This window comes from Paractinoplanes pyxinae (genome assembly GCF_026626335.1).
Classification (GTDB): Bacteria; Actinomycetota; Actinomycetes; order Mycobacteriales; family Micromonosporaceae; genus Actinoplanes; species Actinoplanes pyxinae.
The window spans coordinates 156249-171553 of record NZ_JAPNTZ010000016.1 but is presented as its reverse complement, the minus strand read 5'-3'; the positions used below and the strand labels follow the sequence as shown (position 1 = coordinate 171553).

Below are 15305 nucleotides of genomic sequence, written 5' to 3'. Positions count from 1 at the left end.
TGCACGGATTTGCCGCATCCACCGCGCGATGTACGGTACCTCGGCCGGGTGACTTCAGATCTCCCCGAGGAGGCCGATGCGGTCATCAACGAGGTCGACTCTGGTGAGGGCTGACAGTATCTGGTCGTGCGTGCTTCCTTCTTTGTCTCGATTATGTCGGCCGTGACCAGCGCAGTTCTCGGCGCGGTGGGTGTTGTCGCCCCGGCCGCGGCTGGTGATGGCTACCGGGCCTCGATTAAATCCATCGACGTTGCCGAGGCGAGGGCGATGATGGGCGTCTCGTGGCACCGAGGCTGCCCTGTGAAGATCTCGGATCTGCGCCGGGTGAAGCTGACACACTGGGGCTTCGACGGTGTCCGCCACCAAGGTGTGTTGATCGTCCACAAGGAGGTGGCGCGCAGCGTGGTGGATATTTTCCACACGCTGTACTCGATGCGTTTCCCGGTCCGGACGATGCTTCCCGTGGATCACTTCGGCGCCGACGACAACGCGTCGATGGCCGCCGACAACACCTCCGCGTTCAACTGTCGCCCGAAAACCGGGTCGACGAGCGGTTTCTCGGTGCACTCGTACGGCAAGGCCATCGACGTCAACACGCTGGAAAATCCGTACGTCAAGGGCACGGTCGTGCAGCCGCCGGCCGGGAAAGCGTTCACGAACCGTGCCTACGTCCGGCCTGGCATGATCAGGCACGGGGACCGGGTATGGCGGGCCTTCGCGATGCACGGTTTCGCCTGGGGTGGGGACTGGACGTCGCTTAAGGACTACCAGCACTTCGAGGCCGCTATCTGACAGCGCACGCGATATCACGCAATCGCACGGCGAATCCGAATCGCGCGACAGCCGCGGACCGTCATCGCAAGGACGTAGGCCTCAAACTGTGGCAGTACTCAACATGGCGGTCAGGGTGAACTCATTTGTCGCAGATAAGGTGCGGTCGGGTGCGTCGAGCGGGAACGGTTGGTGACGGGCGGCGGTGTGGCTCGGGGAGAACCTCACCAGTGTGACCGATAGATCGACGAGCGGCTATTGACTACAAGAACATGAACGTCGATTAATTCGTCGACGATCGTCGACGCCTGGATCTGGGGCAGGCCGAGTATCGTTTCCACAGCCTCCGCCGCGATGGGCGCCGGTTCCAAGGCGCTGAGCTTTTGTAACCATACAAGGCAGCCGGTGTCAGCGTGCACAGCGATCGCTCAAGGCTAGCCCGTACACTGGTGGTTCCCGCCGTAAGCTGATCGAGCCGATGTCCTCGTCCGCGAGTCTGTCGGCGAAGGCGGTGACGGTCTAGTCCGGTTGGGCGGCGAGCCTGGCACCGGCCAGGCGTACGCCCAGTGGAAGCCGGTCACAGGCGGCGATGATGCGTAGCGCCGCATTCGGTTCGGCGCGGACTCGCTGCCTACCGACGACGACACTCAACAGTTCGACGGCTGCTTGTACCGGCAGTGCTCCTACTTCGGTACGGACGACGTCGGCTAACCCGGTCAGGCGGGAGCGGGAGGTCGCCAGCACCGAGCAGGTGGGTGAGCCAGCCAACAACACCTCGAGCTGCGCTTCGTCGGCGGCGTCGTAGAGGACGAGCAGTAGGCGCCGCCCGGTCGTGAGCGTCCGGAACCGATCGGCCCGATCCTCAGCCTCGGCAGGCATGGTGGCCGGGTCGGTACCGAGCGAGGTGAGCAACCGGCCGAGCACCTCCGTCGCAGTGATCGGCGCCCCGTCGCGACGCCGCAGTCGAGTAAACATTTGGCCGTCGAGAACTCTGCCGCGACCTCGTGCGCCGCGCGGGTCGCTAGCGTCGTTTTGCCGCTTCCCGTGGGTCCGGTGATGATGTTTACCGGCACCGCCGGAATAGTGAGTGTCGTCGTCAGAGCTGATGCGATGGCTGCTAGTTCAGCCCTACGACCGGTGAAGTCCGCCGGGAGAGCGGGAAGCTGGCCGGGTCGCTCCAGCGCGCCCGCCCGTCGTACTGCGAGCGAAGGACCCCCACAACAGCAACGGAACATAGCAGGCACTCACCGCCCAGTGCGCGATGCCCATCACTCTGTCGTGCGGAGTAGTGCCCTAGGTTCGGCTTGCCAGGTGACTAATCTCGCCCACGACTTGCGGCCACAGTTCCGGGGGCAGGTCGTGGCCCATGCCGGGATACGAGATCAGGCGCGCGCCGGGGATGGCCGCCGCGGTGGCGCGGCCGGCCTTGGGATGCATCATGATGTCGTCCTCGCCGTGGATGACGAGCGCCGGTGTGCGCAGAGTGGCCAAAGCCGGGCGGAGGTCTCGTGAGGCGGCGACCGCGGCGCGTTGCCGGCGGCCGCTTTCCGGGTCGCTGGGTCGGCGTTCGTACGATTGCCGGCCGATGTCTGCGATGAGGTCCTCGTCGAGCGGGAAGCCGGGCGAGCCCATCAGCTGGTAGATCGCCACCTCACGACGCGCGGCTTGGTCGGCGTCGGTGACTGGTGCCGACAGGTTGTCCTTCATCGCCCGCAGGACTCTGCGAGGTGGTCGGGCGCCGATGCGGATCGACGGGGTGGACGAGATTGAGGTGAGGCTGCGGATGCGGGCCGGGTGGGTGATCGCCATGGTTTGGGCGATCATGCCGCCCATGGAGGATCCGGCGATATGGGCGGACGGCCGGCCGAGGTGATCGAGGATCGCGATGGCGTCGGCCGCCATGTCGGTCAGTTGGTAGGGCGCGGTTGACGGGCGAAGTGCCGCCTTGAGCGGTCCGGGCGCTCGGACGCCGTCCACGTGTGTCGACAGGCCGGCGTCGCGGTGGTCGAAGCGGGTGACCTGGAAACCGGCTTCCACGAACGCGTGACACAACCTCTCGGGGAACATCAGCATCTGCGTCTCGGTGGCGCCGACGAGCAGCAGCGGCATGCCTTCCGGCGGGCCGAAGGTCTCGTACGCGATGCTGATGTCGCCGTTTTTCGCTGTGGGCACAATCTGCTCCTCGTCCGGGGCCGGGTCGGCCCATCCGCACGACCCCTATGACAGGGCACCTCACGACGACTGACGGTATCCCGGGCTGCGGGCGGCCACCTCCCTCGCTAGAGGCGGCTATCTCCCTCGCCAGAGGGAGGTGACCCGAACAGTCCGTTCCTAAGGTCATCGGCATGACCGACAAACATTCATCGGACGGCATCGCTGCCCCACCGCCGTCTCGAGCAGGGCAGTTGCAGGCTACGTGGCGGACCGCGCACACCCCGGTGGCCGGGGTTCCTCGCTGGGCGCGCATCGCCGCGTACGCGGTGCCTTTCGTCGTTCTGCCGTCGAGTCTCTGGCGGCTCCCGGCCACCTTCCTCCACGGCAGTGGACCCGGTGTGAAGGTGTACGTCGTCTGCCTGTCCATCGTGGCTGAGCTGGTGGCTTTCACCGCCGTCGGCCTGGTCGCCCCGTGGGGAGAACGATTCCCGCGCTGGGTTCCCTGGCTCCGTGGCCGGAGCGTGCCCCCGCTGGTCGTCATCATTCCCGCGACAGCTGCCGCCACGGTATTGACAGTACTGTGGACGACCGCCTTCGTCGCCATCTTCCGGGGAGTCACGGTAGGAGGCACACCGGCTCGCTCGGACTTCCCTACCCAGCAAGGCGTCGGGTCGGCCACAGTTTTCTACATCTGCTACCTCCCTCTGCTGCTGTGGGGACCGCTCCTCGCCGTCGTCACCTACGCCTACCAACGACGACGCCGACAGCGTTGAAGCGCCACGTCCGGTATCACTGTGACGCATATCAGATACGAGTCCAGTCCTGAGTGACCCCTCGGCGGAGGGAGTGATCTCCCTCTACGGAGGGAGCTAAGTACGCCGCGAGCAGTCGAACATAGAGCTCGACCATGGTGATGCGTGACGGTGGCTGACCGGACGGAACGCGCCGACTGATCAAGCCCGTCTCAGTGTTCTGCCGAGCAGAATTCGCATACCTGGGTGGCATCGATCTTCCGGGGGAGAAGGCATGGCGAAACGCGTTTCAAACAATGGTGATTTGTCCTGGCTGCGGCGACGGTCCGGATGGCTCAGCGGGGGCACAGGCCTGGGCACGGAGACTGCCACCAGGCGATCGACGGTCTGGGCTGCGAGGGCGGCCACCGCCTTCACCTTCGTGTTTGGCATTGGCACCGGTATCGGCGCGTTCGCCGGCCACGACGAGTTCGCCGGATTTCCGCACGCAGCGCGGCCCGCTGCCGTGGTGTTGCTGCTGGCGAGCGCCGTGGTGCTCACCCGCCGCCGGCGGGCGATCTTGGCTGTCGCTGTGGTGCTTCTCGCGGGCAGCTGCTGGCTGCTGCTCAACCTGGTCGAACTTACGCTCACTGGCACGGTCACCGACCGGCACGGCGATCCGGCCTGGACCGCGTTCCTGGAGCGCCTCGGGCTGACGGCCGCCGGCGCGCTCTTGGCCGCGGCCACCGTGCGACGGCGTACCGGCGGCGTCCGGCCGCCTGCGCACGCTGCCCCGGCACGGATCCGCTGGATCGCCTACGCCGGCTGTCTGGCGTGGCTGCCGTACGGGAGCGTGCACCTGCTCTCCGCACTTGGGGTGCCCGGCCTTGAGCCCGATGGCTTCCGCCCGAGTCCCACCATGGCTGTAGCGCTGTGCGCCGGTCTCGGTCTGGCCGTGTTTCTGCTGCTCGGGCTGGTCCGGCCGTGGGGCATGGTGTTCCCCCGCTGGACGGTACTGCTGGCCGGCCGGCGGGTGCCCCGCTTCCTGCCGATCGTCCCAGTCTGGCTGATCGCCCCCACGTTCGTGCTGTATGGGCTGGGCGCCGGGGTCTACGTCATTTTCCTGGTGGGCGGTGTGCTGCAGTGGCACGGCCGCACCGGTCTCGATGCGCTTGGCTATATCGGCGTGGCCCAGCCGATATCCTTCGCTGGCTACGGGCTGGCGCTTACCGCCTGCGCGGTCTCGTACCAGCTCAGAACTCGACCGATACCGGTGACACTCCCGCCGACGCCAGGAGTGGACTCATCGCAGCCGCCCGCCGATTCCAGATCGGTGAACCGCCGATGACCTACGTGATACGCCGGATGACCCCCGGCGAGTGGCGGAAGCTGCGTGCGATCAGGCTCGAGGCTGTGCGTGACACTCCCACGGCCTTCAGTTGCTCGTATACAGACTTGGCCAGCCGCACCGAGATCTTCTGGCAGGAGCAGGCGGCCGTGGAGGCAACCTCAGATCAGGGTGCGACCTTCGTCGCATGTGGTGAGAACGACGACTGGGTGGGATCAGCGAGCGTCGAACCCTTGGCGGAGGTACCCGATCATGCGCACATCCACGCCGTCTATCTCCGCGCGGAACACCGAGGGCCGACCGGCCTCGGTGCCCATCTCGTCGAGGCGGCGATACGTTTTGCGGAACAGCACATCGATGTCTCGCGGCTGACGCTCGGAGTCCACGAAAGCAACGTCCGAGCGTTGAATTTCTACCACCGAATCGGATTCCAGATGACGAACAAGGTGATTCCGTATCGACCCAACTCGATTGCACTGTGTCGCATAATGGAATACACCAACTTCAGGCGGCGCAAATCAAGTTCAAATCCGGCGCATCAAGACGCATAATCGTTATTTCTCGAAGCTCTGGCCGTCGCGCCCGAGCAGATTCCGTCCACCCTCGACGCCCAGGCCGCGCTCTATCGCAACAGGCTCGCCGGTCGGCGGATCCTGATCGTGCTGGACAACGCGCGCGATGCCGAACAGGTCAGGCCGTTGCTTCCCGGTAGTGCTACCGCTGCGGTGGTGATCACCAGCCGGAACCAGCTGATTCCGCTGCTGGCCGTCGACGAGGCCCATCCGCTGGTCCTCGATCTGTTCACCCAGGACGAGGCGCGAGCCCTGCTGACCCGCCGGCTGGGCGCCGACCGGACCGGAGCCGAACCCGGCGCGACCGAGCGGATCATCACCGCCTGCGCGCGGTTGACGCTCGCGCTGGGTATCGCTGCCGCCCGCGCTGGCCACAGCGGTTCCCCGCTCGACGGCATCGCCGCCGAGCTGGGCGATGCCACCAGCCGTCTGGAGGCGCTGAACGGCGGCGATGCCGTCAGCGCGGTCCGTGCGGTCTTCTCGTGGTCCTACACCGCGCTGAGTCCGCCCGCCGCGCGCCTTTTCCAGCTCCTGGGCCAGCATGCCGTGCCGGACATCTCCACCGCTGCCGCCGCCAGCCTGGCCGGTCGGCCGATCCGCCAGGTGCGGCAGTCGCTGGAGGAACTGGTCCGCATCAACCTGGTCGTTCAGCACGGGCCCGGCCGGTACATGAGCCACGATTTTCTGCGGGCGTACGCCGCCGACTTCACGGACACCACGAACGGTGACCCGGCAGTGCACACCGATGTGACCCGGTTGATGGATTACTACACCCACAGCGCGCACACCGTCGCCCGGCTTCTGCGCCCGCACCAGGACGCCATCCCGCTTCGGCTCGACCCGGCCTCGGCGGGCACGAACGCCGAACAACCGGCGGACATCGAAGCGGCGATGGCGTGGCTGACGGCTGACGGCTGAGTATCCCGTGATGCTCGCCATCGTGCACCGGTTCGGCGGCCCCGGGTTCGACCGCCGCGCCTGGCAGTTGGCCTGGTGCCTGGACACCTTCCTGACGCGCCAGGGCACTGGCACGATCTCATGGTCACGTGGCGGACGGCCCGCGACATCGCCGCCCGGCTCGGGCATCTGGTGGCGCAGGCTCACGCGTACCGTAATCACGCTCATGCCCAGGCACTGCTCGGCCGGTACGCCGAAGCCCACGCCGACTACGACCGCGCCCTCGAGCTGTACGCCGAGGGGGGAGATCTGGCCGGCCGGGCCCGCACCCACCTTCAGCTCGGCGTGGTGTGGGAGCGGCAGGGACGGCACGACCTCGCCGTCGGGCACGACCAGCAGGCTCTGGCGCTCTACCGGGCCGCCGGCCATCTCCGCGGTGAGGCCGACGCGCTCAACGCCGTCGGCTGGGACTTCGCCCAGCTGGGCGACTACGGTCAGGCCCTCGTGCACTGCGAACAGGCCCTCGACGTGCACCTGCGGACGGGGAACCGGCACGGCGCCGCCCACACCTGGGACAGCGTGGGCTTCGCCTACCTCCATCTGGGTGAACAGGCCCAGGCCGCCGAGTGCTTCCGGCACGCCGCCGACCTGTTCCGCGAGCTTCGTGACCGCTACAACGAAGCGGATGCCACCACCCACCTCGGGGATGCCTGGCACGCCGCCGGTGACCCGGTCGCGGCGAGAACGGCGTGGACGCTGGCCCGGACGATCCTGGACGACCTCGAACACCCGGACGCGGCGCACCTGCGCGAGCGGCTGAGGACCGTCTGATCTGTCCCTCGCCGGATCGCGGTTCATCCCCGCGCGAGCGCTGTCGACGAGCCTGAGGTCGTACGGCCTTGAAGTGAAGCAACGCGGCTGGCCTCGCGCTCGACGGCCGCCGGGGGAGGGCGGTGGCCGCCGAGCCAGCGGACCGCGATCTCGTCGCCCTGGCGGTACCAGGTTCCGCGGACGACGCCGGCGACGATCACCGGGTTGGCCTTGCGGGTCATCAGATCCCGCGCGTCGGGCGGGGTCACGTGGGTGTCCTTGGTGCCGGGTCCCATCACCCACTGATCGTGTCCGGGCAGAAGCCGTACGGCGTCCGAGGGCGACGAGGCCTGCAGCGCGGCGACATCCTCGCGGGCGGCGTAGGCCACGGTTCCTTCGACGTCCACCGCGACCAGGCGGTCACCGAGCCGGTCGACCCAGGAACCGAGCCGCCGGCCGCCCGCGCTCAGGCCGCTGCCGATCCAGTACCTGAGGTTCTCGATCGGCGCCGGTCCATAGGTCCGGAAGTATGCCAGGACGGCCCGCGGTCCGGCCTCGTCGAGAGCAGGGATGCCCTGCCAGCGAGGGTTGTCGTCCAGTCTTCGAACGGTGAGGCTGCCGTCGCGGGACGGACCCAGGCTGAGGTCGCCCTGCCAGGAGAGCGGCTTGATCAGTGTGCCCGCGCCGGCGTCGAAGATCGGCTTCAGGTGGCGGTACTCGCGCCGCTCGCTCAGAACTGCACCCAGCTCGGCGACGGTCAACGGTCCGTCGGACAGGGCCGCGCGGACGGCAGCGCGGAAGTCCGGCCAGTTCTCGGGCTCCAGCCGGTAGTGCTCGACCCAGCTCGGTAGCTCCCACTGCCGGCCGGCGGCACGCAGGGCCAGATAGGCGGCACCCTCCTGCGGGTCGATGTAGTGCATGGACCCGCGGAACACGAACGCCTTGATGACCTCGCCGGCGGCCAGGGCCTCGGCGAGGCCGCCCGGGCTCGGCGACGAACGGCGGACCTGGACCGCCAGATCGGCGAGCGTCTCGTCCATCGAGAGCACCGCGCCGAGCCGCCGGACGACCGCGGCGACCGACTCACTGCCCACCGGCTGCAGCAGATGCCGGTCCAGCCGCCACGCCAGCGCCTGCGCCCACGTCACGGACGCTTCGGTCCTGATGGTGTTCATGGGGCCGGCGTCGCATCCACTCCGGACGAAAGGCGTCCGGTCAACAGCACCATCCCGGTGGTTTCGTAACCTTCGCTGGTCGGCGCGCCGTCGACCCGGTCGACCGTCAGCGAACTGGTCAAGGGCTCGAAGACGGCACGCACGGTGGCGGTGTCGACCGGGTAGCCGGGCCAGGTCGGGCCGTCGCCGATCCGGTAGTTGCCCATGTTCTCCATGAAGGCCGCGACCAGCCGGCCACCCGGCCGGACCGATCGGGCGTACGCCGTGCAAAGCGTCCGGAACTCGTCGAAGTCCTCGGTGGCACTCTCAGCGACGAAGTGCATCGAGGCCAGATCGTAGGTACCCGGCGCCAGGTCAGCGGCGGCCGCGCGTCGCACATGAACCCCGCTGAGAGCGTCGTCCAAAGTCGCGGGCAACTCGGGCTGCAGCTGCCGGCACCGGCGGTAGAAGACCTGCCAGCTGTCCTCGGGCCCCTCGCGCAGTTGCGTTTCCAGGTAGGCAACGCTGGCCGCGCTCGGTTCGACCACCTCGATGTCGCGGCTGACCGCGGCCGCCAGCATCAGCGGATACAGGTTCGGCCCGCCGCCCAGCTCGAGCGACCGGGCGACACTGCCCGGCGGAAGCTGCCGGTAGAACGCGGAATGGTGAACGAGGACCGCGTCGTCGTCCGGGGCGATCGCGCGGTAGACCTCATCCAGGTAGTCGGTCACCGGCCACAGATCCCAATCCACGTCGCCGTTGCGCATGACACCGATCATCGCGCGGATCCGTGGACCCGGCATCCGTAGCAGCCGCGGCGCCCGGTCAGCCAGCCGTCCAGACCGTCGACACCCACTTGCGGCGAATCCGTCATATCGCCTGGTTCGCCAGCGGGCGCCACTCGTCCCAGGTGGCGAGCCGTTCGCGGTAGAGCCTCTCGGCCACGACGTACGGGTACGGGCCGAGGAACAGGCGCAGGGGCGGGCGTTCCGCGTCGACCAGTTGCAGGATGACCGGGGCGGTCACCGCGGGGTCGGCCGGCTTGCGCCCCGACGCTCCGGCCCGGCGTGTTTCGCGTACTGGCTCGTAGGCTTCGATCGGGTCGGTGTGCACGGCCGACCCTCCGGACCAATCGGTGCCGTACGGGCCGGGCTCGACGATCGTCACCCTGGGCCCGAACTGGGCCAGCTCGGCGGCGAGTGCCTCGCTGAGCCCTTCGAGCGCCCACTTCGACGCGTTGTAGAGACCGAGGGTCGGGAAGGCGCCGATGCCGCCGATGCTGGAAACCTGGAGGAGGTGACCGTGGGTCTGGGCCCGCAGCACAGGCAGAACGGCCTGGGTCACCCACAGCGCGCCGAAGAAGTTCGTCTCCATCTGCGCGCGGGCCTGTTCCTCGGTGGTCTCCTCGACCATGCCGAACAATCCGTAGCCGGCGTTGTTGACCACGACGTCCAGGCGGCCGAACGTGTCGACGGCCCGTGACACCGCCGCGAAGACGGCCGGGCGGTCGGTGACGTCCAAGGGCAGCGCAAGGAACCGGTCGCCGTGCGCCTGGGCGAGGTCTTCGAGCGTGCGCGGGTCTCGTGCGGTCCCGGCGACCCGATCTCCGCGGTCGAGCGCCGCCCGCGCCCAGACCCGTCCGAAGCCGCGGGACGCACCGGTGATGAACCATGTCTTCATGACTCGACCGTCCGCCATTGGATGACCGGTAACCAGACCCCTGCCAGGGGTACCTTTGCTAGCTATCAATTGCTCCCTGGCGCTCGATGACGCGCTCTAGCGTTTCGCCGGTCGTCTGGTGACCCGACTTTGTCGTACCCCTGGCCGATACTGCTTCCGAAGCCGGTGAGGGAGTGAGTGGCGTGAAGACGATGCAGGCATATCGGTTCGCGCTCGATCTCACGCCGGCCCAGGAGCGATCTGTGTTCGCGCATGCGGGCGCAGCCCGTAAGGCGCACAACTGGGCGCTGGCCCGAGTGAAGGCAGTGATGGATCAGCGGGCCGCGGAGCGTTCGTATGGCCTACCCGATGATCTTCTCACGCCGTCGCTTGGCTGGTCATTGCCGGCGTTGCGCAAGGCCTGGAACGCCGCGAAGCCACAAGTGGCGCCATGGTGGCCCGAGGTGTCGAAGGAGGCGTTCAACACCGGCCTGGACGCTCTTGCCCGCGGATTGAAGAACTGGGCCGACTCCCGAACAGGGCAGCGCTCTGGCCGCAGAGCCGGTTTCCCGCGGTTCAAGACGAAGCACCGCACGATGCCATCGGTTCGGTTCACGACCGGTGCGATCCGCATCGAACCGGATCGGATGCACGTGGTTCTGCCGCGGCTGGGCCGATTGAAGTTGCACGAGTCCGCACGCAAGTTGACCCGCAGGTGTGAAGCGGGGACGGCGCGGATCATGTCGGCCACGCTCCGACGCGAAGGCAGACGGTGGTTCGTGTCATTCACTGTCGAGGTTCAGCGCGCCGCACTCCATCACGCCCGACCGGAATCGGTTGTCGGGGTGGACGTCGGCATCAAGCACTTGGCCGCGCTGTCCACCGGTGAACTCATCGCCAACCCCAAGCATCTCGACGCCGCTCAGGCTCGGCTGCGGGCTCTGGGCCGTGCGTTGTCACGCAAGCAGGGACCGGACCGGCCCAGCGGGCGGAAGCCGTCGAAGCGATGGCAGCACGCCAGCGCGCGGCTCGGCAGAGCGCATGCACGAGTGGCGAACCTGCGCCGCGACGGCCTGCACAAACTCACGACTCGTCTGGCTCGTGAGCACACAACGATTGTGGTCGAAGATCTCAACGTCACCGGAATACTGCGCAACCGACGTCTCGCTCGCCGGATCGCGGATGCCGGCCTCGGCGAGATCCGTCGCCAGTTGGCGTACAAGACCCAATGGAACGGTGGCCGGCTCCTCGTGGCCGACCGCTGGTATCCATCCAGCAAAACCTGCTCAAGCTGTGGTGCGGTGAAAACCAAACTCCCTCTGCGCGAGCGCATTTACACCTGCACCGATTGCGGCCTGACCCTCGACCGGGACCTGAACGCCGCATGCAACCTCGCCGCCCTCGCGGCAGGGACAACCACCGCCGGGAGTGGCCCGGTGAGAGGACGTGGAGCCATCCACAAGACCCGCCCCGGCGGGCAGGAGGCTGCGAAGCGTCCACCCGGCAGCACGGCGAGAGCCGTGCGTCAGACCGGGACCGTCATGCCGAAAGGCAGGACAGCCGCATGAGCGCCCAAGCGCTCAGTGGCAACGGTAGCCTCGATCAGGTGCACGGCGACAACGAGTTCGGCCATTTCATCCGGGCACGGCGCGGGCGGATCCGGCCGCAGCAGGTGGGCCTGACGCCGTCCGGGCGCAGGCGGGTGCCGGGGCTGCGTCGTGAGGAACTCGCCCGCATCGCCGGGGTGAGCCCGCGCTATCTGACACGGCTCGAGCAGGGACAGGACCGTAACCCCTCGCCGCAGGTGTTGCGCGCGCTGGCCGCCGCGCTTCGGTTGAATGCCGATGAAACGGCGCACCTGTACGCTTTGGCCGCGCCGCCGGCACCGGTCACCGGGCACGACGAGGTATCCGATGTCGTGCAGCGACTGCTCGACGCGTGGACCGACGTCCCGGCGTACGTCCGCAACCGGCGCTTCGACGTGCTGGCAGTCAACAAAAGCGCCATGGCGCTCTCCACGCTTTACACGCCCGGCGAAAACCTGGTCCGGGGCATGTTTCTCGATCCGGCCGTGCGCACACTGTTCCCTGACTGGGCTGAGGTTGCCGCGCAGACCGCTGCCGCCCTGCGCGCCGAGGGCGTCCGGCACGATCCGCGTACGGCCGAACTCATCTCGTTGATGCTGGGCGACAGCGACTTCCGAGCGATGTGGTCGGCCCACGACGTCCGGCCGGTGCGCGACGCGATCAAGCGATTCGACCACCCGATCGCCGGGTCGCTGACGCTGCGGCGCGAGGCTTTGTTGATCGCGGGTAGCCCTGACCAAGTGATCATCACCTACCAGGCCGACCCGGGCACGTCGTCTGTGGACGCGCTGGCCCGCTTACGCTGAGGAGACTTACGGGTATCCACCGATATTCTTCGGTGTGGCGTCGTTCCTAGGCTTCGGCTATGCGACCGACGGCTCTCCTCGCGCCCCTGTTCCTGCTGGCGTACGGCATCGCGCGGTGGATCGACGGCTGGGACGGCGACCGGCACAACGGGCCGGCGTGGGACATCGGCCACGTCGCCTTCTTCATCGGCATGGCCCTGTTCGGCATCCTGGCGGTGCAGCTGCGCGGAATGGTGCCGGCGCGGCGCCGCGGGGTCGCCACGGCGGCGGCCGTCGCAGCAGTTCTCGGTGTGGCGTCTTTTCTCTGGGTGATCGTGGGTGACCTGTACGGCGACTTCCCGCCGCTGGCCGAATGGCTGGAGATGATCGGGCCGGCGCTGTTCGGACTGGGCCTGCTGACCTTGCTGGGCCTGCTCGCGGCGGCCCGGCGGGTGCCGTTGTGGAGCCCGGTGCTGTTTCTGGCCGGCTATGTGTCGATCAGCGTGCGGCTGGACCTGCTGCCGTACGCGGCGGCAGTGATTCTGATGGCCTGTCTGCCGCTGGCTCTGCCATCGCGAGAGCCGGCCCCAGTCTGAAAGGCGCCCCGGCGCGGCCGTTGAGCTGCATCTATTGGTACGACCGCCAATGTCCGCCTAACGGCGGTGCATGGCGGCAAGCACGAGTGCGACGCCGGCGGAGTAGACCTTGACGGGCCGGCGGGTGTAGGCGGCGCCGATGACAGGGATGATCGCGTCGCCGGCGGCGACCGCGGCATCGATGACCGGCGGGTCCGTGGCGTCTCCGGCGATGACGTCGAGCAGACGAAGAGGCTCCCGTGTCGCCTCGTTGCGGGTCTGGTGGGGTGCTGATTCCGGGGTCACAGGTCCACAGTGCGGTTGTCGACCGGGAATTCGTCGGGGTTGTCCCGCTGGATCGCCCGGGCCATTCCGAGCATTTGCTTGACCTTGCTGGTGGCCGCGTCCCAGTATTCCGCGGTGTCGCCGTGCACCTTGATCAGGGTGAGCCCGGGGGTCTGCAGTCCGTCGGGGAACCAGGCTTCCAACGGCTTGGACCACAACTGTTCTGCCTTGGCGGGATCGTGAATGATTTCGGCTCGTCCGGCGATCGACGTCCATTCGCTTTTCTTGTCGTTGGCCAGCGACACGTTGACCCGCGGATCCGCCTGAATCTGCCGGACTTTGTCGGAGTCGCCGTCGGCGAAGAACCACAGGTCACCGTCGAACTCGGCCTCCTGTACCGCCATCGGCCGGCTGACGTGCTCGCCGCCGGCAGTCATCGTCGTCAGCATCGCTGACTGGGCCCGGCCCACCAGCTCGATCACTTTGCTGCGGTCGTTCTTGCTGTCTGCCATGGGTTCCTCCGTCGTCTCGTCTGTGTTGTCGAGAGCGCTTGTGAGGCGGGTACCCGAGGTGATCCGCTCCATGCGTCTCCACACCCGACGTGATCGGGGAAGCCGCTTTTCGCAGGGCGCTGTTCTGCGCTTCGAGGCGCCGGGAGCGCTGGTTTCAGGTGTCGCTGAGGTGGCGTTCGCACGCGGTGCGGGCAGCGGGGACGACCAGCGCGCCGCCGAGGCGTGGGTGCAGGTCGGCGGCGGCGTGTTCGACGGCCGCAACGGCTTCTCGGCCACGATCGGCGAGTATGTGGGTGCGGATGCCGTCTGCCGCCACAGCCCAGGACCCGATGATCTCGCCGTTCCACCAGATGGTGGGGCCGATGTTGCCGGCCCGGTCGTAGATGTGGGCGGGGTCGACCGCGGTGAACCAGTCGCGGTGTCTCCAGCCCATCGGGGTCGGATCAAGGCCGGGCAACAGACTCGCAACCGGTTCGGCAGCTGGTAGGGGTGCGGCGTCCTGCAGGTTGATGCCGGGCGTGCCATGCAGATCGACCTCCTCGACGTCGAGGCGGCCGAGGGCGGCGCGGGTGACGGTTTTGGTCCAGCCGGTCCACCAGAGGAGGTCGTCGAGGGTGGCGGGTCCGAATCGTTGCAGCCATCGCCGGGCCAGTGACGTCTGGGCCTGGGTCGGATCGTTGTGCGGGAGGCCGTCCGGCCACCAGGCCGTTACGTGTTCCCAGCGGTGGTGGCGGGTGGTCCAGGCGCCGGCAGGTGTGCCGCGTACAAGGCGTCCTTCGGCGCTCATGAGGGTCAGCAGCGGTGAGGTCAGCCCTTGCGGTTGTTCGGAGCGGGTGCGGGCCGCGATGACGCCACGCAGACTCGGCTCCGCGGCGCGCAGTTCGGCCCCAGTGGCGCTGTGTCGCCGCAGCGCCAATTCCACTCGCGCCTCGGTCGACCGCAGCCAGCCGGACAGGTCGCCGGTCACCGGCGGCTCGATGCCGTTGCGGTCGATCAGTGAGAGAAGGCGCCGCCGCAGCGTCGCGGCTAAGGGCGTACTCACCGCCGCCTGGATCATGGGAATGTCCTCGCGGGCGAAGACGAACAGGGTGCGCCGCATCGCCATCCAGCGCACCAGGGCACGCTGCCCATACATCGCCTCGTGAACGTCGGCGAGGTTCGTGGTGCGGCTGCGCGCCAGCACGGACAGATAGACCGAGGCCGGGTCGGTGGCGTGCAAGGCGATCAGGGCGTCCACGACGTCTTTCGGCTTCTCGGCGGCGCCGGTGAGGTGGTGGCGGTGGACGAGGGCCGCCCGTCGCTGCTGGACGGTGACTGATCTGATCATCGCGACCTTCCAACTCTGAGACGGCACAGTTTCGATACTTGTTTGATCCGATACGCATGGATATCGTATCAGGGTGGCTGAACAAACCGAGCCGACTGCCGCACCGGGTAGAGGCGGACGTCGGCGAGACCATTCGCGT

Annotated in this window: 17 protein-coding genes; 9 read left to right on the top strand and 8 right to left on the bottom strand. The window is 67.9% G+C overall.

Features of this window, described 5'->3' with window-relative positions; genetic code table 11:
- The first annotated feature begins 126 nt into the window (after positions 1-126).
- Entirely contained in the window at positions 127-792 is a 666-nt protein-coding gene (locus tag OWR29_RS37395) for a M15 family metallopeptidase (RefSeq protein ID WP_267568240.1), read from the top strand.
- Between the two features lie 498 nt (positions 793-1290).
- Here OWR29_RS37395 and OWR29_RS37390 read toward each other — a convergent pair whose 3' ends face one another.
- Entirely contained in the window at positions 1291-1683 is a 393-nt protein-coding gene (locus OWR29_RS37390; RefSeq protein WP_267568239.1) for an NB-ARC domain-containing protein, read from the bottom strand.
- Between the two features lie 381 nt (positions 1684-2064).
- A complete protein-coding gene (locus tag OWR29_RS37385) occupies positions 2065-2880 on the bottom strand; it encodes an alpha/beta fold hydrolase (RefSeq protein WP_267568238.1) in 816 nt (271 codons plus the stop codon).
- A gap of 236 nt (positions 2881-3116) precedes the next feature.
- Between OWR29_RS37385 and OWR29_RS37380 the strand changes: the two genes are divergently transcribed.
- From OWR29_RS37380 to OWR29_RS37360, 5 genes are all read left to right on the top strand, one after another.
- A complete protein-coding gene (locus OWR29_RS37380) occupies positions 3117-3698 on the top strand; it encodes a hypothetical protein (protein WP_267568237.1) in 582 nt (193 codons plus the stop codon).
- 253 nt (positions 3699-3951) lie between these two features.
- Positions 3952-5004 carry a hypothetical protein gene (locus tag OWR29_RS37375; protein ID WP_267568236.1) on the top strand — a complete coding sequence of 351 codons (1053 nt, stop codon included), beginning with the start codon at positions 3952-3954 and terminating at the stop codon, positions 5002-5004.
- Positions 5001-5555, top strand: a complete 555-nt coding sequence (locus OWR29_RS37370; RefSeq protein WP_267568235.1) for a GNAT family N-acetyltransferase — start codon at positions 5001-5003, stop codon at positions 5553-5555. Before OWR29_RS37375 ends, OWR29_RS37370 begins: the two co-directional genes overlap by 4 nt.
- Before the next feature lie 108 nt (positions 5556-5663).
- Entirely contained in the window at positions 5664-6494 is an 831-nt protein-coding gene (locus OWR29_RS37365; RefSeq protein WP_267568234.1) for a hypothetical protein, read from the top strand.
- Positions 6495-6614: 120 nt separating this feature from the next.
- Positions 6615-7304 carry a tetratricopeptide repeat protein gene (locus tag OWR29_RS37360; RefSeq protein ID WP_267568233.1) on the top strand — a complete coding sequence of 230 codons (690 nt, stop codon included), beginning with the start codon at positions 6615-6617 and terminating at the stop codon, positions 7302-7304.
- A gap of 23 nt (positions 7305-7327) precedes the next feature.
- On the opposite strand, the gene OWR29_RS37355 is transcribed toward OWR29_RS37360, so the two are convergent.
- From OWR29_RS37355 to OWR29_RS37345, 3 genes are all read right to left on the bottom strand, one after another.
- Complete coding sequence (locus OWR29_RS37355; protein ID WP_267568232.1) at positions 7328-8458, bottom strand: DNA glycosylase AlkZ-like family protein; 1131 nt, start codon at positions 8456-8458, stop codon at positions 7328-7330.
- Positions 8455-9204: a class I SAM-dependent methyltransferase gene (locus OWR29_RS37350; protein WP_267568231.1), complete on the bottom strand. Its 750-nt coding sequence runs from the start codon at positions 9202-9204 to the stop codon at positions 8455-8457. Before OWR29_RS37350 ends, OWR29_RS37355 begins: the two co-directional genes overlap by 4 nt.
- 103 nt (positions 9205-9307) lie before the next feature.
- Positions 9308-10117 (bottom strand): SDR family oxidoreductase, encoded by an 810-nt coding sequence (locus OWR29_RS37345; protein WP_267568230.1) that lies wholly within the window; start codon positions 10115-10117, stop codon positions 9308-9310.
- 191 nt (positions 10118-10308) lie between these two features.
- Between OWR29_RS37345 and tnpB the strand changes: the two genes are divergently transcribed.
- Genes tnpB through OWR29_RS37330 form a run of 3 tightly spaced genes read left to right on the top strand, consistent with a single transcriptional unit; the run spans position 10309 to position 13063 of the window.
- Positions 10309-11664, top strand: coding sequence for an IS607 family element RNA-guided endonuclease TnpB (gene tnpB / locus OWR29_RS37340; RefSeq protein WP_267568313.1), 1356 nt, complete (start codon positions 10309-10311; stop codon positions 11662-11664).
- Positions 11661-12488, top strand: coding sequence for a helix-turn-helix domain-containing protein (locus OWR29_RS37335; RefSeq protein ID WP_267568229.1), 828 nt, complete (start codon positions 11661-11663; stop codon positions 12486-12488). The genes tnpB and OWR29_RS37335 overlap by 4 nt, the downstream gene beginning before the upstream one ends.
- Before the next feature lie 59 nt (positions 12489-12547).
- The gene (locus OWR29_RS37330) at positions 12548-13063 is read left to right on the top strand and encodes a hypothetical protein (protein ID WP_267568228.1); all 516 of its coding nucleotides are present in this window, start codon (positions 12548-12550) and stop codon (positions 13061-13063) included.
- A gap of 57 nt (positions 13064-13120) precedes the next feature.
- On the opposite strand, the gene OWR29_RS37325 is transcribed toward OWR29_RS37330, so the two are convergent.
- The 3 genes from OWR29_RS37325 to OWR29_RS37315 all read right to left on the bottom strand — a co-directional run bounded on the left by OWR29_RS37325 (position 13121) and on the right by OWR29_RS37315 (position 15166).
- A complete protein-coding gene (locus tag OWR29_RS37325; protein WP_267568227.1) occupies positions 13121-13348 on the bottom strand; it encodes an NAD(P)-dependent oxidoreductase in 228 nt (75 codons plus the stop codon).
- Complete coding sequence (locus OWR29_RS37320) at positions 13345-13911, bottom strand: pyridoxamine 5'-phosphate oxidase family protein (protein ID WP_267568226.1); 567 nt, start codon at positions 13909-13911, stop codon at positions 13345-13347. Before OWR29_RS37320 ends, OWR29_RS37325 begins: the two co-directional genes overlap by 4 nt.
- 82 nt (positions 13912-13993) lie before the next feature.
- Positions 13994-15166, bottom strand: a complete 1173-nt coding sequence (locus OWR29_RS37315) for a winged helix DNA-binding domain-containing protein (protein WP_267568225.1) — start codon at positions 15164-15166, stop codon at positions 13994-13996.
- Positions 15167-15305: the final 139 nt, after the last annotated feature.